The organism is Pseudomonas putida, from assembly GCF_002906855.1.
Taxonomy (GTDB): Bacteria; Pseudomonadota; Gammaproteobacteria; order Pseudomonadales; family Pseudomonadaceae; genus Aquipseudomonas; species Aquipseudomonas putida_N.
The window spans coordinates 453,452-478,329 of the sequence record NZ_MINI01000038.1; the positions used below are offsets into that span (position 1 = coordinate 453,452).

The following is a 24,878-nucleotide window of genomic DNA, read 5'->3' on the forward strand; positions in this document are numbered from 1 at the left end:
GCCATGAGTCGTGCAACCTCCACCACCCTTAGCCAGCGTCTGGCGCCATGGGCCCTGCCAGTGCTGCTGCTGGCGGCCTGGCAACTGGCGGTCAGCGCCGGCTGGCTGTCGACCCGCATCCTGCCTGCGCCGAGTTCGGTGGTCAGTGCGGGTATAGAGCTGGTGCGCAGCGGTGAAATCTGGACCCACCTGGCCATCAGTGGCTGGCGGGCCGGGATTGGCTTCGTGATCGGCGGCAGCATCGGCCTGGTGCTCGGTTTCATCACCGGCCTGTCGAACTGGGGCGAACGCCTGCTCGACAGCTCGGTGCAGATGATCCGCAACGTGCCACACCTAGCGCTGATCCCGCTGGTGATCCTGTGGTTCGGTATCGACGAGTCGGCGAAGATCTTCCTGGTCGCGCTGGGCACGCTGTTCCCGATCTACCTGAACACCTACCACGGCATTCGCAATGTCGACCCGGCACTGGTGGAGATGGCCCGTAGTTATGGCCTGTCCGGCTTCGGCCTGTTCCGCCAGGTGATCCTGCCCGGTGCGCTGCCTTCGATTCTGGTCGGGGTGCGCTTCGCCCTGGGCTTCATGTGGCTGACGTTGATCGTCGCCGAGACCATTTCGGCCAATGCCGGCATCGGTTACCTGGCCATGAATGCGCGAGAGTTCCTGCAAACCGACGTGGTGGTGCTGGCCATCGTCCTGTATGCCGTGCTCGGCAAGCTCGCCGACCTCGCCGCCCGCGGCCTGGAACGGATGTGGCTGCGCTGGCACCCGGCCTACCAGGTGGCGAAGAAGGAGGGCGCATGACCGTGCTCAAGGAACAGCCGCCACGCCTGTTGCGTGGCATCCCGCTGGCCGCCAGCGGCCTGCGTAAGACCTTCGGCCAGCGGGATGTGTTGAAAGGCATCGACCTGCACATTCCGGCCGGCCAGTTCGTCGCCATCGTCGGTCGCAGTGGTTGCGGCAAGAGCACCTTGCTCCGTCTGTTGGCGGGGCTCGACCAGCCGACCTCCGGCGAGTTGCTGGCTGGCGCCGCGCCGCTGAGTGCGGCCCGTGAGGAGACCCGCCTGATGTTTCAGGACGCGCGCCTGCTGCCATGGAAGAAGGTGATCGACAACGTCGGCCTGGGCCTGCGCGGTGATTGGCGCCAGCGTGCGCTGGATGCCCTGGAGGCGGTTGGCCTGGCCGATCGCGCCAATGAATGGCCGGCCGCGTTGTCCGGTGGCCAGAAGCAGCGCGTGGCCCTGGCCCGTGCCTTGATCCATCAACCGCGCTTGCTGCTGCTGGATGAGCCGCTGGGCGCGCTGGATGCGCTGACTCGCATCGAGATGCAGCAACTGATCGAACGCCTGTGGCGTCAGCACGGTTTTACCGTGCTGCTGGTGACCCACGACGTCAACGAGGCGGTGGCCGTCGCTGACCGGGTAATCCTGATCGAGGACGGCGAAGTCGGCCTGGACCTCACTGTCGATCTGGCTCGGCCCAGAGCGCGTGGTTCGCAGCGCCTGGCCGCGCTGGAAAGCGAAGTGCTCAACCGTGTTCTGTCGGCCCCGGGCACGCCGCCCGAGCCGGACCCCGTAGCCCCTTTGCCCACGCAATTGCGCTGGGCGCACTGAATGACCCACTGACCAGACTGAAGCCAAAGAGAAGGAATCAAGCCATGACCATCAAAGCCATCAACGTCCGCAACCAGTTCAAAGGCACCGTGAAAGAAATCCTCGAAGGCCCGGTACTGTCGGAAATCGACGTGCAGACAGCGTCGGGTATCGTCACTTCGGTGATTACTACCCGCTCCGTGAAAGAGTTGGAACTGCAGGTGGGCAGCGAAGTGATCGCCTTCGTGAAATCGACCGAAGTGTCTATCGCCAAGCTGTAAGCATTCACCACCTGGGCTGCCTGCCAGCCCAGGTGGTGATGCTGGCTCAACCGGCCGGCCGCAGGTTGGCGAACAGTCGGCTGGCTTGCGTTTCGCTCATGCTTCCCCGCCAGGCGCCTGTGCCCAGGTCGCGTTCACTGGCCAGTTTCAGGTGCCCCGCTTCCAGCCGTGAGAAACCCTGCGCCGGTTTCTGCCGGAAGTGAAAGTGGGCATACCACAGTGGCTGCCCGGTACCCAGGTCATTGATGCGGTATTCCTCCAGATATTCGATCGGCTTGCCCTTGTGGTCCAGTTTCGGCTTCAACGTGCGGGACCAAGCCACCTCCACCTCATGCTGTTCAACCAGGTATTCCAGGTAGCCGACGGTCGGTTTGCGGGTGGCCTTGGTCTGGGCGATTCGTAGCTGGCGGCCAAGGTCCTGCATCTGCTCGGCGGCAGCTTCCAGTCTTTGCGAAAGGGCAGTGTGCTCGGGGATGATCGAGCGGCCGGCCTTCTGACGGACCCTGTCGGCAATGAAGCGCAGTTGCTGGGCATGCCCCTGGGCGATGTCTTCCAGGTCAAGAGGGACTGCATCGGCTGTCTGATAGCGGCGCAACCTGGCCTGCTGCCTGGCGACATCATCCAGTCGGGCGTTGGCAGCATCCACCAGGTTCGACAGTGACTGCGTGGGGGCTGCGCGCTCGGCTGTGGATAACCGCCACCGGCCTGCATCATCCTTGGCATAGACCGTGTGCAGGCGGTCGGAGTTGGGCTGATTGATGCGCATGCGTGGCTGCCCCCGCTCGCTGAAGGCTTCGCCGATAAGCGGCCCCTCCACGGTCTCGAACAAGCGCGGGCGGCTGGGGCCGCGATCAGGCTGGATGTCTGGGCGATGCCGGCCGGCGGTGGTCCTGCCGAGATGCTCCTCGATGTCATCCATGAGCTGGCGCATCAGTTGGCGGAACGCACGGGTTTCGTTTGGCGACAGCAAGTCGTGGAAGTTGTCCTCCCAAGCCGTGAGATGGCTCAGGTAGCGAGCGTAGCGGTTTTGCGCGCTGCTCAGAAATGTACGCTCCTGGGCGCGGGAAAGCCCGGCCCTGGGTAATTTCAGGTGACTGAAAAGGGTACTGCGCAAGGCAACCCCTTGCTCATGGAAGTGATCCATGAACGAGCTCAACAGGGAGTGTTCCACGGCGCTTTCGTTGAACAACGTGGTCGAGAGGATTGATGCCCGAACCAGGCGTGCACTGTCGACGTCCAGGGTAAGTCCTGTACTTTCTGCCAGCTTGAGGTACTCGGCCCGTGCATTGCCCTGCAGGTGAATGAGCCTGGCTTGGTGACGTATGGCCAGGCGCTCGATCTCCTGCAAGGTTTCGATCATTTCCTGGTTCGCCCTCAGTGAGGCCAGGGTCAGGGGTTTCACCACTGCAACAGGGGCTGAAGGGGCGGGCAGGGCCTGGATGGCGGCGGCCGCGAGTTCCACTTGGGCCGCAGCAAAGGTGAGGCGAGCAGACGCCAGGCGCATGTCGAGCACGCTCATTTCGCTGATGTTTGCCTCGCACAGCGCCGTGAACCTGCTGTAGTCCGCCCTGCTCAGCGTTGCACGCTGCTCCCTCAGACGCGCGATACTGCGTGCGTTGAACTCGATATTCCGGTTGAGTTCATCGCTCAGTTGTTTGCGTGCACTGACGATCGCCGCGCGTTGAGAGTCGCTTGGTTGAGCTCCTTCGGCGACCGCATGTACGGCCATGCGGTAGTCCGCTTGCTTGGCACCCATACGGGTTCTGATGCGTTTCAGTTCGTCGTTTATGTCATGCGCGAGGTCCATGCCGGTCAGTTGTCGTGGTTGTCGACGAATGGCTTGACGCCAAAAGGCAACCCCTTGGTTGTAGAGCGTAGTGAGGGCACCGCCGCCACCCTCCAGGCCATTGTCGACCAGCAGCCCGCTGAGCCTGCCGGGGGTTTCCCAGATGCCCTGTTCACTCAGCCGTACGGGTTGCCGATAAGAACGAGTACCTTGGGGTTTGAGCCTCCAGGTGAGATATGCCGGGTCCCACTCGACGGTGTACCAAGTGCCGTTCCTCGATATGTAGCGCTGCCGCGTTGCCACGTGTTCGAACACGCCCGCCCCTTGCGGTAACGTCGAGGGCAGCATGGGGCCGGTTGGCAATTCTGCCTCGTAGCCCACGAATGGGCTGAGGGGCGCCTTGCGAATGGCGGGCAACGGTCGCAGCGGGTCAAGGCGCTGTCGTTGCTGGGTCAGCAGTCGGGCCGCTACTGCAGGATTGCCGGGGGTGGCAGCCAGCGGCACGAGCGACATCATGGCATCGGTCAATGACTGCAGCAGGCTGACCAGATGCTGAAGGCCCTCTTCCTGCTGGCCATGCTCGAAGGCCCTGACCGCAGCGAACGATGCATGCCAGCCATCGTACAGTGCCATGGCCGTACCAACGCCCGGCAAGATGCCGAACGCTATTCTCAAACCCAGGAACAAGTGTCGAATGGCAATTTCAGGCTCGGCGAGGGCCAGGTCGTCCTGGCTGCGTGACGTGGCGCGGTGTTTGCGTATGTGCTCGCCCATCTCCTGGCGGCATTCATGTGTAGGCAAGGACTCGGAACGTGTTGGGCCTGGCTCGATGAAGCCTTGGAAGTTTTGTTGCAGGGCGGTGTTGATGTAGCTTTCAAGGTGATCGGGGTTGCCCGATTGGGACTGGGTGGCCAGGTATTGAGCCATCTTGCTGTCCAGCGCCATGTCCTGCAGTGCCTGGCAGGCAGCTGTGGGGCTTGGGTACTGGCTGATGACTTTGCCATTAGGCGCATCGGGCATGTACAACAGTACGGGACCAGCAGCGCCCTCGATCAGGTAGATGCCCGACAGCCCCACGCTGTCGCTGGAGCCATTTGCTGCCGTGCCTGGCTTGAGCATCACCGAATGGTACTTGATCGTTCTGCTGGTAACGGCGTCGAGCTGTTCGCTGCAGAACGTTTCCAAAAGCTGCTGACCGTCGGCTGCCAGGCTGGTCGGTCGGCTCGTCGCCAGCAGTTGCAGGCGAATTTCGTATGGGGTGCGAAGGGTTTCCTGGCGCCATTGCACTTGCCAGTCAGACTCGTGTTCAAAGCCAAGATACGTTTGGGTGATGCGTTTTTCGTAGCTCCCGGCGATATCCAGCTGCTGAATCAGGTCGGCCAGGTAGGCAGGCGTCAATGTGCGTTGCAGAGAGAGATCTGCCGCTGGCTCGAACCTGACGTTGGCATTGTTCAAACGCAGGCGCCGCTGATCATCCAGTGCCCATAACATGAAAGACGCCAGCGTCACTTCGCTACGCGACGTGCTGAATACGGGCACTTCTCGTGATCCAGCTCCACCTAGCGCCGATTGGCCCGTCACTTCGCGCCTGATGGTCACGCTGTCGGCGATGTCGAGGGTAATGTGCGGTAATGACTGCCGGGAGAACTCACGGCGTAGATGGGCATTCAGCCTGAGCTGCGCAAAGTGCTTGCGTGATGGCAAGCTCAGCTTGAGCAGCTCGCTGGAGGCACACAGCGCATCTTTCAGGGCGTCGGTCTGGGCGCTCAGCGCGGTGAGCTGGTTTGCGTCAAGGTGGCGCAACGCACTCAATTGCTCGTGGATGTGGCTGCTGCGGTTCTGTTCAGCAAAGCGTGCCAAGGCTACCGCCCTGGCGCGGTTCTCGCTTATGCACAGGCGCTGCCGGGCTTGCTCCCGGCTGGTGTCGGCAGGCAAGCCGGCTGCAATGGCCTGCACGCAGTGCTGCATGAAATGCGACGACACGGGAACGTGGGTGAAGGTCACCGAAGGTGAGTCCGACAATGCTTGCAGGATCTGCATTTCATCGGCTGGCTGCGTCGACTCCAGCAGGGCATCGGGCCATGCGCCTTGAAGCGTGGCAAGCAGTCGCCTGGCAAGCGCTGATTCGTCTTCGAAGGCCATCAGTCCGCCACGCAGGCCTGGACGGTACAGCAGCACCGTTTGGTCTTCTGCCTCCTCGTCATCCTTCGGGATGGCGCGAAACGTCATGTAGCCACGCAACTGCCACTTGCGATCTACGCTGACCAGTTCCAGTGTGCTGGCTTGCACTGGGCGTTGCAGGCTTGCTTCAGGCCTTTCGACGAGCCTTTCTATCCAGTCCAGGTGGCTGGCGGACAGATCACTCAATGTATGCTGCAGGCGCGCTTCTTTCAGCAAAGCCTGACACAGCCCGTCGGCGATCTGTTCTATCCGCGTTACTGCACCTACGCGCTGCTGCAGGTCGGTACTGGTCACTGGATCGGGCAGCTCCAGAAGGTATGTGTCATGCGCGTCCTGCAGCTGGTCGAGCAACGCCTGGCGCTCTCGTAACAGCGATACCTTGTCTGAGGTGAGTTTCAGGTCACTGCCCAGGTACTGTTCCAGCAGCGTTTCCTGGCGCTCGACAAGCCGTTGGCGCCAGCCTGTGGGCAAGTGTTGCTCCAAACAGGCAAAGTGCACTTCCTCTTCCGGCAGCGCAGCATCTTTGGTGATCACTTCATCGATGGCTGCTTCGACGGTAGGGTCCAGAGCCTTTGGAACCATTTCGCCACGCTCGTTTTCCCAAGCCTGCAAGGCGGTCCACTCCAAAGGATCGGTTTCACTTTGCCTGCAGGCCTCGAGCAGGTAGTGGTCAATGATTTCCTGATGCTGGCGCAAGGTCTGTTCCATGAACAGGCTGATGCCGTCGCCTTGAACCTCGGTGACCAGAACGTCGTCGCGGGTGCCGGCCGTTATCTGATCCCTTGGGTCCGACCAGAACCTGAAGCGATTCTGGTAGATCCAGTCGCGCAGACTCTTGAGGTTGACGAATTGCTGCACACTGTTCAGCGTGCCCGGAATATAGATCAGCCAATGCGCCTGGCCGGGCGCGGGGGCGATCACCAGCGCAGCCGTGCTGGTCAGTGTTCTGCCAGTCGCCAGTCGCCATTGCAACTGCGCGTGGCGTGGTGATGGTTGCCGGCCTTGCTGCCAACTGTTGATGCTCAGTGCGCCCCGGCCGTATGCAATGTCCAGGCTGCAGTTGAAATGCAGACGTAGCAGATTGACTGCGTGGGTTTGCCGTGAAATGTCTGTCCCCGGCATACGCCCTCCCCAGTAGTTGAGCGGAGTGTGCAGCTTCGCCGCGTTCACGATCGGGATGAGGTGGGTCGCCCACTGTGCGGCGGTCATTTGCGCGTGTGCTGTGCTCTCGTCGAAGCCCCAGGTAGACCAGTGCGCAAAAGGATTGGCGAACACCGGGCTAGCCAGCAGGCGGGCGGCGAAGGTCAGCAAGGTCACTTGGCTATCGGCATGGCGCAAGCCGCAGGCGTCAGGCGAGATCTGCAGGTTCGCCTGCAATGCGTTACGCACGGTCTGATGCAGGTTGGGCGCCTGGCTCAACAGGTTTCGTAGCTGCCTGGCGGCTGGGGTCAAGGTTCTTCGAGCGGCTGCAAGCAGGTTGCCCATGCCTGGCAGCTGATGGTCGTGACTGACACGGCCGGCCAAGTCGAGCGTTTCGAGGGTGACGGCAAGGGGCGCTTTTGAAGGGGGCATGAACAAGGGTCTCTCTGAGGTTGCGCGTACGCTGAAACCTCATTGAAACGATCGTTGTGTTGCGCCCGGTGGTAGTTATTACTGCTCAGGCGTCGATGCGTCTTGGCAGGAAGGGTGGCAGATAGAGCGCCAGATACGCCTCGAACACCCGCATGCCTTCTTCTGCCATACGCGGCGTGATCTGCTCGAACAACTGCATCGAACGCGCATAGACGCGGTCGCTCAGCTCCATGGCCAAGGCAAATACATCGACATCGCTCGGCATCACCGGCAACTGGAAGTGACGACTGAACAAGCTGTGCATCAGGTCGCCCAGCTCCATGTCGTGCAGCCTGTCGGCCTGGACCACTTCACTCAGGCCATGCTGGGCAAGGATCAGCTGTCGAGCCGCGGCATCCTCGCGGTAGATGTCGAGCATGCGCTGCTCGATCAGCCGCGACAGTTGGTGCCAGGTGGTGAGGGTACTGCTGTCGATCGGTGCACTCAAAGCCTCGCGAAATGCCCTGTGCACATCAGCGGTCAACGCTTCCAGCAAGGCCGGGACGCTGGCAAAGAAGTGGTAGACCGACGACGGTGGAATCTGCGCCCGCTCGGCCACGTTGTAGATCGACAGGGCTGCCACCCCTTGTTCAGCCAGCAGCTCGCGCGCGGCCGCCAGGATCGCTTCGATCCTGGCCTGGCTGCTGGCGCGGGGCTTGCGCGGGGTAGCGGTGCGGCTCATCAGTTGCTGATCGCCAGAATGCTGGCCTGGTAGGCGCCAACGAACAGGTCGAAGTCACCGACCTCTTCTTGTTCCAGCTCGGACTGCTTGGCGAGCGACTCGCGCGCCAGGGTCTCGAAGGCCTGTTGCTGCTCGGCTGACAGTGGCTGCTCGCGGAAAGTCTCGGCGTGCAGGCGGCTCTGGCGCAGGGAGAACTGGACGAAAGTTTCGTCATGCTCGGTCATGCGCGCCAGCACTTGGGCCGACGGGGTCAGCGAGGCGTCCTCGACCTTGGCCTGCTGGGTGGCTAGGGCCTTGGCGTGCTCGTTGCCACCCTGGGCGCGGTCGAGCAACTCCGCCAGCTTGCCGATGCGGCTGATCAGCTTGGTGGCCCATTCGCGCAGGGCGATGGGCTGGCCGTTGCGCTGCAGTTCCAGGCCCGGGCGACGGCCTTCCTTGACCACGGTAAGGAAGTTGCTGGTGCACTGGCCGCACTCGCCGTTGTCCAGCTGCGGGCTTTCTTCGAGGGCACAGAACAGCAGGAAGGCGTCGAGGAAGCGCGCTTCGGTCAGGTCGATGCCCACCGGCAGGAACGGGTTGATGTCCAGGCAGCGCACTTCGACGTACTGCACGCCGCGCGAAGTCAGCGCCTGGATCGGCCGCTCGCCGGTGTAGGTGACGCGTTTAGGGCGGATGTTCGAGTAGTACTCGTTCTCGATCTGTAGGATGTTGGTGTTCAGCTGCACCCATTCGCCATCCACATGCGTACCGACCTCGACGTAAGGTGGGTAGGGCGTGCCCACGGCCTTGCGCAGGCTGTCGGTGTAGCTGGCGAGGTTGTTGTAGCAGGGCGTTAGGCCGGCCTGGGCGTTGCTCTGGTAGCCCAGGTCGCTCATGCGCAGGCTGGTGGCGTAGGGCAGGTACAGGGTTTCGGCATCGAGCTCTTCGAGCTGGTGCGGGCGGCCACGCAGGAAGCCTTTGTCCAGTGCCGGCGAGGCGCCGAACAGGTACATCAGCAGCCAGCTGTAGCGGCGGAAGTTGCGGATCAGCGCAATGTACGCCGAGGACTGGTAGTCGCGGTCGCTTTCCTCGCTGCCTTCGCTATCGCGCAGCAACGGCCACAGCGCTTCGGGCAGCGAGAAGTTGTAATGAATGCCGGCGATGCACTGCATGGTGCGGCCGTAACGCAGGGCCAGGCCCTTGCGGTAGACGTGCTTGAGCTTGCCGATGTTCGAGGTGCCGTACTCGGCGATCGGGATGTCCTCCTCGGCCGGCAGCGTGCAAGGCATCGACGGGCTCCACAGGTATTCGTCGCCAAGCTTGCTGTAGACGAAGCGGTGGGTCTGCTCGAGGCTTTCGAGCACCTTGGCCGGGTCGGCCAGGGCTGGAGTGATGAACTCCAGCAGCGACTCGGAATAATCGGTGGTGATCTGCTCGTTGGTCAGCGCCGATCCCAGTGCCTCGGGGTGCGGGGTCTGGGCCAGGCGACCTTCGTCGGTCACGCGCAGGCATTCGCGCTCAATACCGTGCAGGCACAGCTTGAGCAGGGGAAGATTGGCGCCGAGCAGGCTCAGGCGGCGGTTGAGGAGGTCGCTCAAGATGTATTCCTTCACGCGTCAGTCGCCCCAATATGGGGGTAGAGATGACGGTCTACAAGGGTAGGAAAAAAGGAACTGGCGTTGTCGCCTGGTTTACGCGGTTCCGGCAGTGCCAGCGCACTGCCGAAAAATACCGCAGATACCCCTTGGTGAGCTAGAGAACCGCGAAGGTTCCTTGCGCTTTCGCCACCAGTTTGTCGCCTTGAACTACGTCGGCGTCGACCACCAGGGTACGGCGCCCGGCGTGCAGCACTCGGGCGGTGCACAGCACTTCACCATCGCTGACGGCGCGCATGTAGTTGATCTTGCATTCGATGGTCACGCTCTGCTGGTCGAAACCGTGGCTGGCCGAGCAGGCCAGGCCCATGGCGATGTCCACCAGGCTGAAGATTGCCCCGCCGTGCAGCTTCTGGCCGCGGTTGCGCAGGTGCGGCTCGAGCGCCAGGGCTACCTCGGCAACGCCTGTATCCAGGCGTTGCACGCGGCAGCCAAGGAGCTGGCTGTAGGCGCTTTGGACCACTTCCTTGGGGATGTCCATTACTTCTTCTTCAGCTGCTTGGCGTTGGCGAACAGGGCGGCCATGGCATTGTTGGCCGGGGCTGCAGTGACGGTTTCACGCTGGCGCGGCGCCTGCTGCTGGCGGTTGCCGCCATTGCCACGGTTGCCGCCACGGTTGCCTTCAACTTTCTCGCCCGGGGTGTCGCTCATGCGCATGGACAGGCCGACCCGCTTGCGCGGGATGTCCACTTCCATGACCTTGACCTTGACCACGTCGCCGGCCTTGACCGCTTCACGCGGGTCCTTGACGAACTTCTCCGACAGCGCCGAGATGTGCACCAGGCCGTCCTGGTGCACGCCGATGTCGACAAAGGCACCGAAGTTGGTGACGTTGGTCACCACGCCTTCGAGGATCATGCCCGGCTCCAGGTCCTTGAGGTCCTCGACGCCGTCCTGGAAGGTGGCGGTCTTGAACTCCGGGCGTGGGTCACGGCCGGGTTTGTCCAGTTCCTGGAGGATGTCGGTGACGGTCGGCAGGCCGAAGGTCTCGTCGGTGAACTTTTTCGGGTCCAGGCGCTTGAGGAAACCGCTGTCGCCGATCAGCGAGCGGATGTCGCGGTCGGTGTCGGCGGCGATGCGCTGCACCAGCGGGTAGGCCTCAGGGTGCACGGCGGAGGCGTCGAGCGGGTTGTCGCCGTTCATCACACGGAGGAAGCCGGCGGCCTGTTCGAAGGTTTTCTCACCGAGGCGGCTGACCTTTTTCAGTGCTGCACGGGTAGTGAACGGGCCGTTGGCGTCGCGGTGGGCGACGATGTTCTGCGCCAGGGTCGCGTTCAGGCCCGAAATACGGGTCAGCAGCGCCACCGAAGCAGTATTCACGTCGACGCCGACGGCGTTCACGCAGTCCTCGACCACGGCGTCCAGGCCACGGGCCAGCTTGATTTGCGAAACGTCGTGCTGGTACTGGCCGACCCCGATGGATTTCGGGTCGATCTTCACCAGTTCGGCCAGCGGGTCCTGCAGGCGGCGGGCAATCGACACGGCACCACGGATCGATACGTCCAGATCCGGGAATTCGCGGGCGGCCAGTTCAGACGCCGAGTACACCGACGCTCCTGCCTCGGAGACCATGATCTTGGTGATCTTCAGTGCCGGGTACTTCTTCACCAGCTCGGCCACCAGCTTGTCGCTCTCGCGGCTGGCGGTGCCGTTGCCGATGGCGATCAGCTCCACCGAATGCTTGGCGCACAGGGCGGCCATGATGGAAATGGTGCGGTCCCAGTCGTTCTTCGGCGCGTGCGGGTAGACCGTGGTGTGGTCCAGCAGTTTGCCGGTGGCATCGACCACGGCGATCTTGCAGCCGGTGCGCAGGCCCGGGTCGAAGCCCAGGGTGGCGCGCGGGCCGGCCGGGGCGGCCAGCAGCAGGTCGTGCAGGTTGTGGGCGAAGACGTTGATCGCCTCGCCTTCGGCGTTGTCGCGCAGCTCGCCGAACAAGTCGGTTTCCAGGTGGGTGTAGAGCTTGACCTTCCAGGTCCAGCGCACCACCTCGCCCAACCATTTGTCGGCTGGGCGGCTGCGGTTTTCGATGCCGACGTGGTTGCCGATCATCAGTTCGCAAGGGTGCAGGGTGCCGGGCAGCTCTTCGCCGACCTTGAGCGAGGCGCTCAGCACGCCCTCGTTGCGCCCGCGGAAGATCGCCAGGGCACGGTGCGACGGGGTGGTGCGCAGCAGTTCGTCATGCGCGAAGTAGTCGCGGAACTTGGCGCCTTCTTCTTCCTTGCCGGCCACCACGCGGGCGCTGAGCACCGCTTCCTGCTTGAGGAAGTTGCGCAGCTTTTCGAGCAGGGCGGCGTCCTCGGCGAAGCGCTCCATGAGGATGTACTTGGCGCCTTCCAGCGCGGCCTTGACGTCGGACACGCCTTTTTCCGCGTCGATGAAGCGTGCGGCTTCGCTTTCCGGGGCCAGGTTCGGGTCGTTGAAGAGGCCGTCGGCCAGTTCGCCGAGGCCTGCTTCCAGGGCGATCTGGCCCTTGGTGCGGCGCTTCTGTTTGTACGGCAGGTAGAGGTCTTCGAGGCGGGTCTTGGTGTCGGCCAGCTTGATCTCGCGGGCCAGTTCCGGGGTCAGCTTGCCCTGTTCCTCGATGCTGGACAGGATGCTGGCGCGGCGCTCGTCGAGTTCGCGTAGGTAGCGCAGGCGCTCTTCCAGGTGGCGCAGCTGAGTGTCGTCGAGGCTACCGGTCACTTCCTTGCGGTAACGGGCGATGAAAGGCACGGTCGAGCCTTCGTCCAACAGGCCCACGGCCGCCTCGACCTGCTGGGGGCGTACGCCCAGTTCCTCGGCGATACGGCTGTTGATGCTGTCCATGTAAACCACCTGACATTTGTGAATACGGGGGTCGCCGGTGGGCATTAGGCCCGGTGGCGCTGGATGAAAGCCGCGCATTATACCCATCGCAAACGGCTTGCGGTGATGGCGCCCGGCCAGCCGGAACTGGCGTCCGGGGAAAAATCTGCTAACAATGCTCACGCAACGTGCAGCAATGGCTACGCCATAATGCGCGGCGATATCAGAGGAGTTATTCATGACCGGCACCGCAAACACCGCTGAAGGTGACAAGATTCTCATCGTCGACGACGATCCGGGGCTGAGCAGCCTGCTGGAACGTTTCTTCACCAGCAAGGGCTACCGCGCCCGCGCGGTGCCCAACACCGAACAGATGGACCGCCTGCTGGCGCGCGAAGTGTTCAACCTGGTGGTGCTCGACCTGATGCTGCCAGGCGAAGATGGCCTGTCTGCCTGCAAGCGCCTGCGCCAGTCGAACAACCAGATTCCGATCATCATGCTCACCGCCAAGGGTGACGAGCTCAGCCGCATCAAGGGCCTGGAGCTGGGCGCTGACGACTACCTGGGCAAGCCGTTCAACCCTGACGAGCTGATGGCGCGGGTAAAGGCCGTGCTGCGCCGCCAGGCACCGAGCGTGCCGGGTGCCCCGGGCAGCGAGGACGAGTCGGTCACGTTCGGCGACTACGAGCTGTCGTTGGCCACCCGTGAACTCAAGCGTGGCGACGAAGTGCACATGCTCACCACCGGTGAGTTTGCCGTGCTCAAGGCGCTGGTGATGCACGCCCGCGAGCCGCTGACCCGCGACAAGCTCATGAACCTGGCCCGTGGCCGCGAGTGGGACGCCCTGGAGCGCTCCATCGACGTGCAGATCTCGCGCCTGCGCCGCATGATCGAACCGGACCCGTCCAAGCCACGCTACATCCAGACGGTCTGGGGCGTAGGCTACGTGTTCGTACCAGACGGAAACGCTGGCAAATGATGCTTCGCCGTCGATGAAAACGCCGCTCTGGTTCCCGCAAAGCTTCTTTGCCCGCACCCTGTGGCTGGTACTGATCGTTGTCCTGTTCTCCAAGGCACTGACGCTGGTCTACCTGCTGATGAACGAGGACGTGCTGGTCGATCGGCAGTACAGCCACGGTGTGGCACTGACCCTGCGCGCCTATTGGGCGGCGGATGAAGAAAACCGTGACAAGATCGCCGAAGCCGCCGGGCTGATCCGGGTCACCGGTTCCGGCGTGCCCGAGGGTGAGCAGCACTGGCCTTACAGCGAGATCTACCAGCGGCAGATGCAGGCCGAGCTGGGTGAAGACACCGAGGTGCGCCTGCGCATACATGCGCCACCAGCGCTGTGGGTGAACGCACCGAGCCTGGGCCCGGGCTGGCTCAAGGTGCCGTTGTACCCGCATCCGCTGCGTGGGCAGAAGATCTGGAACGTGCTGGGCTGGTTCCTGGCCATCGGCCTGTTGTCCACCGCCTCGGCGTGGATCTTCGTGCGCCAGCTGAACCAGCCGTTGAAACGCCTGGTATTCGCCGCCCGGCAGGTAGGCCAGGGGCGCAGCGTGCGCTTGCCGATCAGCGACACGCCAAGCGAAATGACCGAGGTTTACCGGGCCTTCAACCAGATGGCTGAAGATGTCGAACAGGCCGGTCGTGAGCGAGAGCTGATGCTGGCGGGGGTTTCCCATGATCTGCGTACGCCGCTCACGCGCCTGCGGCTGTCGCTGTCGCTGCTGAACAGCGACAACGAGCTGAGTGATGACATGGTCCGCGACATCGAGGACATGGACGCGATTCTCGACCAGTTCCTCGCGTTCATTCGCGATGGGCGGGACGAGCCGGTCGAGGAGGTCGACCTGGCCGACCTGGTGCGCGAGGTGGTGGCGCCCTATAACCAACCGGAAGAACGTGTGCGCCTGTGCCTGGAGCCGATTCCGCCGTTCCCGCTGCGCAGGGTTTCGCTCAAGCGCATGCTCGGCAACCTGATCGGCAATGCACTGCATCACGCTGGCAAGGGCGTCGAGGTGGCGGCCTATGTGTCTGGAGACGAGAGCGCGCCGTATGTGGTGCTCAGCGTGTTGGACCGGGGTACCGGCATCGACGAATCGGAGCTGGAAACCATCTTCAATCCGTTCATTCGCGGGGACCGTGCACGCGGGGGCAAGGGAACCGGGTTGGGCTTGGCTATCGTCAAGCGGATCGCGGCGCAGCATGGCGGGAATGTCGAGTTGCGCAACCGCTCCGGCGGTGGGATCGAGGCACGGGTGCGACTGCCTCTAGGCTTGCTGTTGCCGCGTAATGCGGTGTGAGGTGCACCGGCCTCTTCGCGCTAAAGTCGCTCCCACAGGGGCCGGTGCAGGCTTGAATCAGCCTTTGCCTTTGGTGCGGGTCTGATTCGGCCCGCCATTCTTCTCCAGGTGCTCGATGATCATCGCAGCCACGTTCTTGCCGGTGGTCGTTTCGATCCCTTCCAGCCCAGGCGACGAGTTCACTTCCATCACCAGCGGCCCGTGGTTGGAGCGCAAGATATCCACACCCGCGACGCTCAGCCCCATCACCTTGGCGGCACGAATGGCCGTCATGCGCTCTTCGGGGGTGATCTTGATCAGGCTGGCTACCCCACCGCGGTGCAGGTTGGAGCGGAACTCTCCTGGTTTGGCCTGGCGTTTCATCGACGCGATTACCTTGTCGCCTACCACGAAGCAGCGGATATCCGCACCGCCGGCCTCCTTGATGTATTCCTGGACCATGATGTTCTGCTTCAGCCCCATGAACGCCTCGATCACCGACTCGGCGGCCTTGGTGGTTTCGCACAGCACCACACCGATGCCTTGGGTGCCTTCCAGCACCTTGATCACCAGTGGCGCGCCATTGACCATCTGGATCAGGTCGGGGATGTCATCCGGCGAGTGGGCGAAACCGGTAATCGGCAGGCCAATGCCACGACGCGACAGCAATTGCAGCGAGCGCAGCTTGTCACGCGAACGGGCAATGGCCACCGATTCGTTCAGCGGGTACACACCCATCATCTCGAACTGACGCAGCACCGCGCAGCCGTAGAAGGTCACTGAGGCGCCGATGCGCGGGATTACCGCATCGAAGCCTTCCAGCGGCTTGCCGCGGTAGTGGATCTGCGGCTTGTGGCTGGCGATGTTCATGTAGGCCCGCAGGGTGTCGATCACCACCATTTCATGGCCCCGCTGGGTACCGGCTTCGACCAGACGGCGGGTGGAATACAGACGCGGATTGCGCGACAGCACAGCGATCTTCATGCAGCACCTGTGACAGGGGAGAGGGTGGCCGGATAGGCCGGTTTGTCTTGTACGTATTTCAGGCCGGGATTGACCACCAGTTGGCCGTGTATGAGCGCTTTGGAGCCCAGCAGCAGGCGATAGCGCATGTTCTTGCGGCAGGCCAGGGTGAACTCGACTTCCCAGACCGCATCGCCCAGGGCCAGAGTGGTGCGAATCACATAACGGGTCTGCGCCTCGCCGTTGGAGCTCTTGATGGTCTTCATGGTCACCAGCGGCGCTTCACAGCGGCGGTGGCGCAGTTGCACGACCGAGCCAAGGTGGGCGGTGAAGCGCACCCATGGTTTGCCGTCACGCTCGAACGGCTCGACTTCGGTGGCATGCAGGCTGGAGGTGCTGGCGCCGGTGTCGATCTTGGCGCGCAAGCCCGCCACGCCGAGGTCGGGCAGGGCCACCCACTCGCGCAGGCCGATGACTGTCAGATGGTCAAATTTCTTCACAAAGCACACCCTGCGGATAAGGTGGTGAACTGTAAGCACGGCGGGGACTTTTTGCATCCGTCAGTTACGGTAGTACAGTTCGATGAAAGACAGAATTCGAGGTAACGAGATGGCACAAAAAGCCGAGGAAGACGACAAGGTCCGCCTGGACAAATGGCTGTGGGCGGCGCGGTTCTACAAGACCCGCGCGCTGGCCAAGGCGGCGATCGAGAGCGGCAAGGTGCATTGCCGGGGTGAGCGCTGCAAACCGGGCAAGGAGCCGCGGGTGGGCGATGAGTTCGTGCTGCGTACCGGGTTCGACGAGCGCACGGTCGTGGTCAAGGGGCTGTCGCTGGTGCGGCGTGGGGCGCCGGAAGCGCAGACGCTGTATGAAGAGACTGAAGAGAGTGTGCGCCGCCGCGAGCAGGCTGCCGAGATGCGCAAGGCAGGGGCGATGGGGGTGACTACCGATGGCCGGCCGAACAAGAAGCAGCGGCGGCAGATTCACCAGCTGCATGGGAGCTTTGAATAGCTGGGGCCGCCGTGCGGCCCTTTCGCACCTCAAGGGAGCGCGTGCACCTGTAGGAGCGGACCTTGTGTCGCGAAAGGGCTACAAAGCAGCTCCAGGGCCCTAGCGGATCACCGCCAATCGCCCGACCAACGGCACTTTCTTAACGATAGCGAACAACGGCGCCGTCCAGCGCAGCAGCAAGGCACTGCCCTTGGCCGCCAACGGCGTATGACAACTCCAGCCCAACGCCAGTACCGCCATCAGCAGGCCGCCAATGTAATCGTCCTGCCCCCAGTGCGCCCCGGCCACCAGCCGCGGCATCATGAACAGGAACGCCAGGCCCCAGACCACAAGGTGCTGCACCAGGCGGCGGCTGAACAGACTCATGAACAGTGCCCAGATCAGCAGCACCGAGGCGTGATCACCTGGGAAACTGTTGCTGGAACGGTCCTTCAGCTCCCAGGCTTTTTCCAGGTTCGGGTAGTAGCTGCTGAGGTGCACCACGTTGTCGAACACCATCGATGGGCTTTCATGTTGCCAACCCATTGCATCCACCCACTTGGAAAACAGCGCGCGAATCACCACTAATAGGAGCAGCGTGACCAGAAAGCCAAAGAAGGCTTCGCGAACCTGGCTGGCCTTGAACACCCAGTTGCCACGAATCAGCACGGCCAGAAGGGTCAGGCCGACGACGATGTCGAAGGGGCGCAGGCTGCCGATGGTCCAGATGTAGCGCCAGGTCGTGTTGTCGGCCAGTGGCGTGTTGAGGCTATGGAATAGCCACTCGTCGAAAGTCAGGCACAGTATCTGGCCAATAGGCCATAACCAGAAACACAGTAGAGCGATGGGAAGCAGCGTACAGGCTGCCAATGGTCCCCAGGACCACCTTGCTTGGAACAGTGGTCGATTGTCCATAAAATACCTCTATTGCAAACAGTAATCAGAGCGCTTCGTGAGCGCTCAACCACGGGATATCGCAGTGATTCGACATCTCGTGTAACTATTTTGTCATCATTTTCAGATAGCCAAAACCTATGAGCGATTTGCCTGATACCGATTTCACCCAACGTTTCATCTTCGACGAGCGCGATGTGCGCGGCGAGTGGGTGTCTCTCGATGACAGCTACGCCGCGGTGCTGGCGCGTCATGAGTACCCGCAGCCGGTGCAGGCATTGCTTGGCGAACTGATGGCCGCTACCGCCTTGCTGGTGGGCGCGCTGAAGTTCGACGGCCTGCTGATTCTGCAGGCGCGTTCCGAAGGGCCGATCCCGCTGCTGATGGTCGAATGCTCGGGCGAGCGCGACATCCGCGGCATGGCCCGCTATGAAGCGGAGCAGATCCCGGCCGATGCCACCCTGGAGCAGTTGATGCCCGGCGGCCACCTGACCTTGACCATCGATCCGGTCAAGGGCCAGCGCTACCAGGGCACCGTCGATCTGGACGGCGCCAACTTGTCGGAGTGCTTCACCAACTACTTCGTGCAGTCGCAGCAGCTCAACACCCGCTTCTGGCTCAACGCCGAAGGTGGCAAGGCCCGTGGCCTGCTGCTGCAGCAGCTGCCGCGCGATCGCCAGCCGGACGATGAAGAACGCGAAGACAGCTGGCAGCACGTGATTGCCCTGGCCAAGACGCTCAAGCCCGAAGAGTGGTCGGAAGACAACGAAACCCTGCTGCACCGTCTTTATCACGAAGACGCGGTACGCCTGTTCGACATCCAGCCGCTGCGCTTCAAGTGCAGCTGTTCGCGCGAACGTTCCGGCAATGCGCTGGTCAGTTTGGGCGAGCACGATGCCAAGGCGCTGGTCGAGGAGTGCGGCGGCACGGTGGAGATTGATTGCCAGTTCTGTAACCAACGCTATTTCTTCGATGCCAGCGATGTTGCGCAACTGTTTGCCGGTGGCGGCACGGATGCGGCGTCAGAAACTCGCCACTGAAACGTTTAATTACAGGGGAATCTCCTGTCGAATTGCGCAAAAGCGCAGTTCTGACAGGAGGGGCCTACTTTTTTTGGGCGTTTCTGGCATAATCCGGCCACTTTTTTCGCTGTAGTAGTTTTTTCGAGACAACTACAAAACGTTTGGAGCACTCGGCCTCGGGCCGGATGGGGTATCTCATGACGCAAGCCAACAACACCGTGTACACCGACCTGAGCGTCGATAAGCTGGTTGAAGAAGCGCTGCAACGCGGTGAAGGCGTGCTGGCCGATACTGGCGCACTGGTAGTCGAAACTGGCCACCGTACTGGCCGCTCGCCGGCTGACCGTTTCATCGTCGAAGAACCTTCCACCCAGGCTGCCATCGCCTGGGGCCCGATCAACCGCAAGTTCCCGGCCGACAAGTTCGATGCCCTGTGGGACCGCGTCGAGGCGTTCAACAACGCCCAGGATCACTTCGTTTCCTACGTTCACGTAGGGGCTGCTGCCGAGCACTACCTGCCGGTGAAGATGACCACCCAGACTGCCTGGCAGAACCTGTTCGGCCGTTGCCTGTTCATCAACCCGGAGCCAGGCCAGTTCAACCCGGCCGGCCGTGACCAGTGGCAGATCCTCAACGTTGCCAACTTCGTTTGCGAGCCTGAGCGTGACGGTACCAACTCCGACGGCTGCGTGATCATCAACTTCGCCCAGAAGAAAGTGCTGATCGCTGGCATGCGCTACGCCGGCGAAATGAAGAAAGCCATGTTCTCGGTGCAGAACTTCCTGCTGCCGGCTGCCGACGTGCTGCCGATGCACTGTGCTGCCAACATCGGCGAAGAAGGCGACGTCACGCTGTTCTTCGGCCTGTCCGGCACTGGCAAGACCACCCTGTCGGCCGACGAGAGCCGTTACCTGATTGGTGACGACGAGCACGGTTGGGGCGAAGGCGTTGTCTTCAACATGGAAGGTGGCTGCTACGCCAAGTGCATCGACCTGTCCGAGAAGAACGAGCCGGTCATCTGGAAAGCCATCAAGCATGGCGCCGTGCTGGAAAACGTCGTGCTCGACGCCAACAAGCACGCCGACTACGCCGATGTCAGCCTGACCCAGAACAGCCGCGCTGCCTACCCGCTGGAGCACGTCGCCAAGCGCGCCGACGCCAACCTGGGTGGCGAGCCGAACGCCGTCATCTTCCTGACCTGCGATCTGACCGGTGTTCTGCCTCCGGTGTCGATCCTGAACAACGAGCAGGCGGCCTACCACTTCCTGTCCGGTTACACCGCGCTGGTCGGTTCCACCGAAATGGGTTCGGGCGGCGGCATCAAGTCGACCTTCTCCACCTGCTTCGGCGCGCCGTTCTTCCCGCGCCCAGCTGGCGAATACGCCGAGCTGCTGATCAAGCGCATCAACGCCTTCGGCTCCAAGGTCTACCTGGTCAATACCGGCTGGACCGGCGGTGGCTACGGCGTTGGCAAGCGCTTCAGCATCCCGACCACCCGTGGCGTGATCGCCGCCATCCAGAGCGGTGCTCTGGTCGGCGCCGAAACCGAGCACCTGGAAATCATCAACCTGGACGTGCCGAAGGCCGTTCCGGGCGTTGAAACCGAGCTGCTCAACCCGCGCGCCACCTGGGCTGACAAGGCTGCCTACGACGAGGCCGCCCAAGGCCTGGCCAAGCTGTTCATCGAAAACTTCAAGAAGTTCGAAGTTTCCGACGCCATCAAGGCTGCTGGCCCACAGCTGTAAGCTGACCCCAGCCGCAACGAGAAAGCCGCCCCTTGGGGCGGCTTTTTTGTATCTGGTTCAGGGCCACTGCTGTCGTGCATGGAGGATGCGGATGATTTCTATACGATCATCCATCACCCGGTAAATCATCACGTAGTTTGACCTTACGACAATTTCTCGCGTTCCTGGGGATCTGCCAGATTTGTAGAGCGTTGGTGTCAGGCTGTTGCGCCTTGCTTTGTCTCTGAATGTCTAGTCCAACAAAATGGCAGCGGTAGGGTTGTCCTCGGAAATGTGCTCCATGATGCATCTACGGTCTTTCAGAGCCATTTCTCGCCAAACCAGGCGCATCAGCGAATCTTGGTTTTGAGGTTGGCGCGCAAGGCAGCGAACTGCCGCTCTGCATCATCGTCCTCGACCACTGGGGATGGATCTTTGAGGCTCGCCTCGACCTGTTCGGCAAACCAGCCTTCATAGGCTGCTGCCTCATGAGCTCGTTTGAGTGCCAGAGCACGGTCAGGACGCTGGTAGGTGCTCAGTTGGTTCGGGTCGAAGGTAGACGCATCGACCTGAAAATGGTCAATACCGAGGTCGAGCAGGTATGTCACCAAGGTTTCGAATTTCTTGAACAGCCTGACATTGCCACTGCGTTGAGCAATGAGCACATGTTCTTGCTGGTTGACGTCAACCTGTACTGCCCAACCCCCGGGCTGCCCTACAATGTGCGTTGCGTTGATTCGGCCTGATTCTGCCATTCGGCTAAGGTTTGCATGGTCCAGCTGATGAGTGGGCACTGGTGTGATTCTCGATTTCATTGGGGATGCACCATGCTATGCAATCTATAGTTGATTGCGACTATAGGCCTTCCTGATGTTGTGGAAAGCTTCTCTCCGATGTAACTAATTGTGGATAACTCATGACCGAATCCCCCAATCGCACGGCCTTCTCCCACTTCCACCCAATCCTCACCCGCCCCCAGGATAACGACGCCAACGGCCACATTGCCGGAGCTACTGTGCATGGCTTCTTCGAAACCGCCATCCAGGCCTTCCTCGCCGAACAGGCCGACCTGGATCTGCGCGATGGTGAGCTGGCAGCTTTCGTGGTCAGTTCGGCGGCGGACTTCTTCGCCTTGCCGGGCTTCCCGGATGTGCTGGAGGTGGGGCTGGGGGTGACACGGCTGGCAGGCAGTACCGTGGAGTACCGCCTGGCGCTATACCGCCCGGGGGAAACCGATGCGTGCGCGGCAGGGACGGTGGTGCAGGTGTTCGTCGAGCGCACCAGCGGCAGGCCGGTGCCGCTGCCCGAGACTTTGCAGGTGATCCTGGCCGGCCTGCAACTCGACCCGCAGGCATGAAAAAGCCCTGCCGGTGAGGGCAGGGCTCTTTTTACCCACAGGCCAGGCCTCAGGTATCAGTCACGCCAGTGACGGTGCTTGCGGTGGCCATAGTGGCGGCCACGGTCGTAGTGGCGACGGTCGTCGTAGTCACGACGGTAGCGACGGTCGTCATGGCGCTCGTCTTCATCGGCCTTGTTGCCCATGTAGTTACCCAGCGCACCGCCGGCACCGCCGCCTGCGGCCGCACCGATATAGCTACCGGTTGTACCGCCCACCGAGCGACCTACCACGTTACCGCCTGCAGCGCCCAGGGCACCGCCGATGGCGGCTTCGCCACGCTGGCGCTTGTCGGCACCCAGGGCACCGCCGGCCGCACCGCCCAGACCTGCACCAATGGCACCGCCGGTGCTACCGCCGATGGAGTTGCCCACTACGGAGCCGAGTACCCCACCCAATGCGCCGCCAATGCCAGCCTCGGTATTGCCGCCTGCCATGGCAACGCCGCTGAGCAAGCTGAAAGACAACAACAGAATCGAGGAGTACTTCTTCATCAAGAGAGCCTCATAGGGATGACGTGGGCGAATTTGAGGCTACGGAGGGCGGCTGGCAACGAAAATCCGACGAGTAACACGAGTTGTACACAATTATCTAAGTTGCTGTATTTGCTGTGAAACTTTATCGCTTTTCGCGTGTCTGAGCTATTTGTGACAAAGCCCTGGACCTCGCGGTTCAGGGCTTTTTTCGTTCTTGCCGCGGCGTTTCTGTTTACAGGATTCGACCGTCGTCCCGGGCGCGTTCCAGCTTGATGGCAACGAACTTGGATGTCGGCGTATGGCTGCCGTCGCCGATGCTTTCCAGCGGGATCAGCGGGTTCACTTCCGGATAATACGCCGCTGCCTGCCCGGCAGGGATGTCGAAGGCCAGCAATGTGAAGCCATGCACACGGCGCACGTGCTCATCACCCCACAACGAGACGATGTCGACCTTCTGCCCAGGCTGAAAGCCCAGGCGGATGATGTCGGCCTCGTTGGCAAACAGCACCTCGCGCTGGCCGCGCACACCTCGGTAGCGGTCGTCCAGGCCGTAGATGGTGGTGTTGTACTGATCGTGCGAGCGCATCGACTGCATGATCAGGTCCGGCAACTGGCCGCTGGCGCGCACGCGCTCGTCGATCAGGGTGTCGGGCAGCAGGTTGGCCTTGAAGTTGGCGCGGCCCGTGGTGGTCTTCCACTGACGGCTGCCGGCGCTGTTGCCCAGGTAGAAGCCGCCCGGGTGGGCCAGGCGCTGGTTGAAGTCGGCAAAGCCGGGAATGGTGTCGCCGATCAGGTCGCGGATGCGTGCGTAGTCAGCCACCAGCCAGTGCCAGTCCACCGGCTGCTTGCCCAAGGTGGCGGCCGCGATACCGGCGACCACGGCAGGCTCCGAGCGCATCTGGGGCGACAGTGGCTTGAGCTGGCCATTGGAGGCATGGACCATGCTGAACGAGTCTTCCACGGTGACTGCCTGCGGCCCATCGGCCTGCAGGTCGATGTCGGTGCGGCCCAGGCACGGCAGTATCAGTGCCTGCTTGCCGTGGATCAGGTGGCTGCGGTTGAGCTTGGTGCTGATGTGCACGGTCAGTTCGCAGTTGCGCAGGGCCTGTGCGGTGCGTTCGGTGTCCGGGGTGGCCTGGGCGAAGTTGCCGCCAAGGCCGATGAACACTTTCGAACGGCCATCGAGCATGGCGTGGATCGCCTCGACGGTGTTGTGGCCGTTGTGCCGTGGCACCGAGAAGTTGAAGCGCTTTTCGATGGCGTCGAGCAGGGCCACCGGCGGGCGTTCGTTGATGCCCATGGTACGGTCGCCCTGCACGTTGCTGTGGCCACGTACCGGGCACAGGCCAGCGCCCGGCACGCCAATGTTGCCGCGCAGCATCTGCAGGTTGACGATTTCCTGGATGGTCGGCACCGAATGGCGGTGCTGGGTGATGCCCATCGCCCAGCACATGATCACCCGCTTGCCGCGGCAATACATGCGTGCGGCCAGCTCGATGTCGGCCAACGTCAGGCCGGATTGTTCCTGGATGTGCGCCCAGGAGGTGGCGTCTACCGCGGCCAGGTATTCCTCCACGCCATGGCCGTGCTCGGCGATGAATACGTGGTCGAAGACTGCCGGCTCGCCCTTGGCCTGTGCTTCGCGCTCCCATTGCAGGACGAACTTGGCCATGCCGCGCAACAACGCCATGTCGCCGCCCAGTGCTGGGCGGAAGAACGCGGTGTTGGTCGGGCGATCGCTGTTGGTCAGCATCTCCAGCGGGTTCTGCGGGTGCTGGAAGCGTTCCAGGCCACGCTCCTTGAGCGGGTTCACGCAGACCACCTGGGCGCCACGTTTGACCGCGTCGCGCAGGGGGTCGAGCATGCGTGGGTGGTTGGTGCCCGGGTTCTGGCCCCAGACGAAGATCGCATCGGCGTGCTCGAAGTCGTCATAGGTGACGGTGCCCTTGCCGACCCCGACGCTCTGCCCCAGCGCCACGCCACTGGCCTCGTGGCACATGTTCGAGCAGTCGGGGAAGTTGTTGGTGCCATAGGCGCGCACGAACAGCTGATATAGGTAGGCCGCTTCGTTGCTGGCACGGCCGGAGGTGTAGAACTCGGCCTGGTCAGGGCTGGTCAGCTTGTTCAGCTCGCGGGCGATCAGGGCGAAGGCGGCATCCCAGGTGATCGGCTGGTAGCGATCGCTCTGTGGGTCGTAGACCATCGGTTCGGTCAGGCGGCCCTGATACTCGAGCCAGTAGTCACTCTGCTGCAGCAGCGCACTGACGCTGTAGCGCGCGAAGAACGCCGCATCGACGCGGCGTTTGGTGGCCTCCCAGTTGACCGCCTTGGCTCCGTTCTCGCAGAACTTGACCATGCCGCCCTCGGGCGAATCGCCCCAGGCGCAGCCGGGGCAGTCGAAGCCGCCATTCTGATTGGTCTTGAGCAGGGCGCGGATGTTCTTCAGCGCGTTGTCACTGCCGACCCAGGCCTTGGCCACGCTACGCAGCGCGCCCCAACCACCGGCGGGGCCGTGGTAGGGCTGATAGCGAGGGGTGGAGGCTGGGGCGTTGTCCGGGAGATGCTGGTACGAGGTCACGA

The 24,878-nt window shown here is 62.5% G+C and carries 21 protein-coding genes; 9 read left to right on the forward strand and 12 right to left on the reverse strand.

What is annotated here, in order from left to right; genetic code table 11:
* Positions 1-3 precede the first annotated feature (3 nt).
* The 3 genes from ssuC to BGP85_RS14590 are packed head-to-tail and all read left to right on the forward strand — an operon-like array spanning position 4 to position 1,870.
* Positions 4-801: an aliphatic sulfonate ABC transporter permease SsuC gene (ssuC, locus tag BGP85_RS14580; RefSeq protein ID WP_103448584.1), complete on the forward strand. Its 798-nt coding sequence runs from the start codon at positions 4-6 to the stop codon at positions 799-801.
* Positions 798-1,610, forward strand: a complete 813-nt coding sequence (gene ssuB, locus BGP85_RS14585; RefSeq protein WP_103448585.1) for an aliphatic sulfonates ABC transporter ATP-binding protein — start codon at positions 798-800, stop codon at positions 1,608-1,610. The genes ssuC and ssuB overlap by 4 nt, the downstream gene beginning before the upstream one ends.
* Positions 1,611-1,654: 44 nt before the next feature.
* Entirely contained in the window at positions 1,655-1,870 is a 216-nt protein-coding gene (locus tag BGP85_RS14590) for a TOBE domain-containing protein (protein ID WP_008095172.1), read from the forward strand.
* Positions 1,871-1,916: 46 nt separating this feature from the next.
* Here the strand turns inward: BGP85_RS14590 and BGP85_RS14595 are convergent, their stop codons facing one another.
* From BGP85_RS14595 to BGP85_RS14615, 5 genes are all read right to left on the reverse strand, one after another.
* Positions 1,917-7,409 (reverse strand): dermonecrotic toxin domain-containing protein, encoded by a 5,493-nt coding sequence (locus BGP85_RS14595; RefSeq protein ID WP_146048985.1) that lies wholly within the window; start codon positions 7,407-7,409, stop codon positions 1,917-1,919.
* Between the two features lie 85 nt (positions 7,410-7,494).
* Positions 7,495-8,130, reverse strand: a complete 636-nt coding sequence (locus BGP85_RS14600; protein ID WP_103448587.1) for a TetR/AcrR family transcriptional regulator — start codon at positions 8,128-8,130, stop codon at positions 7,495-7,497.
* Positions 8,130-9,707 carry a glutamate--cysteine ligase gene (gene gshA / locus BGP85_RS14605; RefSeq protein ID WP_181004527.1) on the reverse strand — a complete coding sequence of 526 codons (1,578 nt, stop codon included), beginning with the start codon at positions 9,705-9,707 and terminating at the stop codon, positions 8,130-8,132. Before gshA ends, BGP85_RS14600 begins: the two co-directional genes overlap by 1 nt.
* A 154-nt stretch (positions 9,708-9,861) precedes the next feature.
* On the reverse strand, positions 9,862-10,245 hold the full coding sequence (locus BGP85_RS14610; protein WP_103448589.1) for a PaaI family thioesterase: 384 nt from the start codon (positions 10,243-10,245) through the stop codon (positions 9,862-9,864).
* On the reverse strand, positions 10,245-12,569 hold the full coding sequence (locus tag BGP85_RS14615; protein ID WP_103448590.1) for a Tex family protein: 2,325 nt from the start codon (positions 12,567-12,569) through the stop codon (positions 10,245-10,247). The genes BGP85_RS14610 and BGP85_RS14615 overlap by 1 nt, the downstream gene beginning before the upstream one ends.
* Before the next feature lie 217 nt (positions 12,570-12,786).
* Here BGP85_RS14615 and ompR point away from each other — a divergent pair, with 217 nt between their 5' ends.
* Positions 12,787-13,527: an osmolarity response regulator transcription factor OmpR gene (ompR, locus tag BGP85_RS14620; RefSeq protein ID WP_085273867.1), complete on the forward strand. Its 741-nt coding sequence runs from the start codon at positions 12,787-12,789 to the stop codon at positions 13,525-13,527.
* 13 nt (positions 13,528-13,540) lie between these two features.
* On the forward strand, positions 13,541-14,854 hold the full coding sequence (locus BGP85_RS14625; protein ID WP_103448591.1) for an ATP-binding protein: 1,314 nt from the start codon (positions 13,541-13,543) through the stop codon (positions 14,852-14,854).
* A gap of 57 nt (positions 14,855-14,911) precedes the next feature.
* On the opposite strand, the gene rimK is transcribed toward BGP85_RS14625, so the two are convergent.
* Together rimK and rimB are read right to left on the reverse strand one after the other, a co-directional pair.
* Positions 14,912-15,817 (reverse strand): 30S ribosomal protein S6--L-glutamate ligase, encoded by a 906-nt coding sequence (gene rimK, locus BGP85_RS14630; RefSeq protein ID WP_103448592.1) that lies wholly within the window; start codon positions 15,815-15,817, stop codon positions 14,912-14,914.
* A complete protein-coding gene (rimB, locus tag BGP85_RS14635) occupies positions 15,814-16,296 on the reverse strand; it encodes a retropepsin-like aspartic endopeptidase RimB (RefSeq protein WP_103448593.1) in 483 nt (160 codons plus the stop codon). The genes rimK and rimB overlap by 4 nt, the downstream gene beginning before the upstream one ends.
* Before the next feature lie 109 nt (positions 16,297-16,405).
* Between rimB and BGP85_RS14640 the strand changes: the two genes are divergently transcribed.
* A complete protein-coding gene (locus tag BGP85_RS14640; RefSeq protein ID WP_103448594.1) occupies positions 16,406-16,807 on the forward strand; it encodes an RNA-binding S4 domain-containing protein in 402 nt (133 codons plus the stop codon).
* Between the two features lie 99 nt (positions 16,808-16,906).
* Here BGP85_RS14640 and BGP85_RS14645 read toward each other — a convergent pair whose 3' ends face one another.
* Positions 16,907-17,701, reverse strand: coding sequence for a phosphatase PAP2 family protein (locus BGP85_RS14645; protein WP_103448595.1), 795 nt, complete (start codon positions 17,699-17,701; stop codon positions 16,907-16,909).
* Positions 17,702-17,820: 119 nt separating this feature from the next.
* On the opposite strand from BGP85_RS14645, the gene hslO reads away from it, so the two are divergent.
* Both hslO and BGP85_RS14655 read left to right on the forward strand, forming a co-directional pair.
* Positions 17,821-18,720 carry an Hsp33 family molecular chaperone HslO gene (hslO, locus tag BGP85_RS14650; protein ID WP_103448596.1) on the forward strand — a complete coding sequence of 300 codons (900 nt, stop codon included), beginning with the start codon at positions 17,821-17,823 and terminating at the stop codon, positions 18,718-18,720.
* Between the two features lie 179 nt (positions 18,721-18,899).
* Positions 18,900-20,447, forward strand: a complete 1,548-nt coding sequence (locus BGP85_RS14655) for a phosphoenolpyruvate carboxykinase (RefSeq protein WP_103448597.1) — start codon at positions 18,900-18,902, stop codon at positions 20,445-20,447.
* Positions 20,448-20,504: 57 nt separating this feature from the next.
* Here the strand turns inward: BGP85_RS14655 and BGP85_RS29290 are convergent, their stop codons facing one another.
* Positions 20,505-20,648: a type II toxin-antitoxin system RelE/ParE family toxin gene (locus BGP85_RS29290; protein WP_258035907.1), complete on the reverse strand. Its 144-nt coding sequence runs from the start codon at positions 20,646-20,648 to the stop codon at positions 20,505-20,507.
* A 128-nt stretch (positions 20,649-20,776) separates the two neighbouring features.
* Positions 20,777-21,241: a hypothetical protein gene (locus BGP85_RS14665; RefSeq protein ID WP_258035893.1), complete on the reverse strand. Its 465-nt coding sequence runs from the start codon at positions 21,239-21,241 to the stop codon at positions 20,777-20,779.
* Positions 21,242-21,342: 101 nt separating this feature from the next.
* On the opposite strand from BGP85_RS14665, the gene BGP85_RS14670 reads away from it, so the two are divergent.
* Entirely contained in the window at positions 21,343-21,783 is a 441-nt protein-coding gene (locus BGP85_RS14670; protein ID WP_103448599.1) for an acyl-CoA thioesterase, read from the forward strand.
* 56 nt (positions 21,784-21,839) lie between these two features.
* Here the strand turns inward: BGP85_RS14670 and BGP85_RS14675 are convergent, their stop codons facing one another.
* Positions 21,840-22,316: a glycine zipper domain-containing protein gene (locus tag BGP85_RS14675; protein WP_060507546.1), complete on the reverse strand. Its 477-nt coding sequence runs from the start codon at positions 22,314-22,316 to the stop codon at positions 21,840-21,842.
* A gap of 214 nt (positions 22,317-22,530) precedes the next feature.
* Positions 22,531-24,876 carry an FdhF/YdeP family oxidoreductase gene (locus BGP85_RS14680; protein WP_103448600.1) on the reverse strand — a complete coding sequence of 782 codons (2,346 nt, stop codon included), beginning with the start codon at positions 24,874-24,876 and terminating at the stop codon, positions 22,531-22,533.
* Positions 24,877-24,878: the final 2 nt, after the last annotated feature.

Bases quoted from the DNA above. Each gene is read 5' to 3' on its own strand.
- rimK (WP_103448592.1), bottom strand. From the start codon at position 15,817: ATGAAGATCGCTGTGCTGTCGCGCAATCCGCGTCTGTATTCCACCCGC.
- BGP85_RS14675 (WP_060507546.1), bottom strand. From the start codon at position 22,316: ATGAAGAAGTACTCCTCGATTCTGTTGTTGTCTTTCAGCTTGCTCAGC.
- BGP85_RS14665 (WP_258035893.1), bottom strand. From the start codon at position 21,241: ATGAAATCGAGAATCACACCAGTGCCCACTCATCAGCTGGACCATGCA.
- BGP85_RS14595 (WP_146048985.1), bottom strand. From the start codon at position 7,409: ATGCCCCCTTCAAAAGCGCCCCTTGCCGTCACCCTCGAAACGCTCGAC.
- BGP85_RS14655 (WP_103448597.1), top strand. From the start codon at position 18,900: ATGACGCAAGCCAACAACACCGTGTACACCGACCTGAGCGTCGATAAG.
- hslO (WP_103448596.1), top strand. From the start codon at position 17,821: ATGAGCGATTTGCCTGATACCGATTTCACCCAACGTTTCATCTTCGAC.
- ompR (WP_085273867.1), top strand. From the start codon at position 12,787: ATGACCGGCACCGCAAACACCGCTGAAGGTGACAAGATTCTCATCGTC.
- BGP85_RS14590 (WP_008095172.1), top strand. From the start codon at position 1,655: ATGACCATCAAAGCCATCAACGTCCGCAACCAGTTCAAAGGCACCGTG.
- BGP85_RS14615 (WP_103448590.1), bottom strand. From the start codon at position 12,569: ATGGACAGCATCAACAGCCGTATCGCCGAGGAACTGGGCGTACGCCCC.
- BGP85_RS14600 (WP_103448587.1), bottom strand. From the start codon at position 8,130: ATGAGCCGCACCGCTACCCCGCGCAAGCCCCGCGCCAGCAGCCAGGCC.
- BGP85_RS14640 (WP_103448594.1), top strand. From the start codon at position 16,406: ATGGCACAAAAAGCCGAGGAAGACGACAAGGTCCGCCTGGACAAATGG.
- BGP85_RS14645 (WP_103448595.1), bottom strand. From the start codon at position 17,701: ATGGACAATCGACCACTGTTCCAAGCAAGGTGGTCCTGGGGACCATTG.
- ssuC (WP_103448584.1), top strand. From the start codon at position 4: ATGAGTCGTGCAACCTCCACCACCCTTAGCCAGCGTCTGGCGCCATGG.
- BGP85_RS14670 (WP_103448599.1), top strand. From the start codon at position 21,343: ATGACCGAATCCCCCAATCGCACGGCCTTCTCCCACTTCCACCCAATC.
- BGP85_RS14625 (WP_103448591.1), top strand. From the start codon at position 13,541: ATGAAAACGCCGCTCTGGTTCCCGCAAAGCTTCTTTGCCCGCACCCTG.
- BGP85_RS14610 (WP_103448589.1), bottom strand. From the start codon at position 10,245: ATGGACATCCCCAAGGAAGTGGTCCAAAGCGCCTACAGCCAGCTCCTT.
- ssuB (WP_103448585.1), top strand. From the start codon at position 798: ATGACCGTGCTCAAGGAACAGCCGCCACGCCTGTTGCGTGGCATCCCG.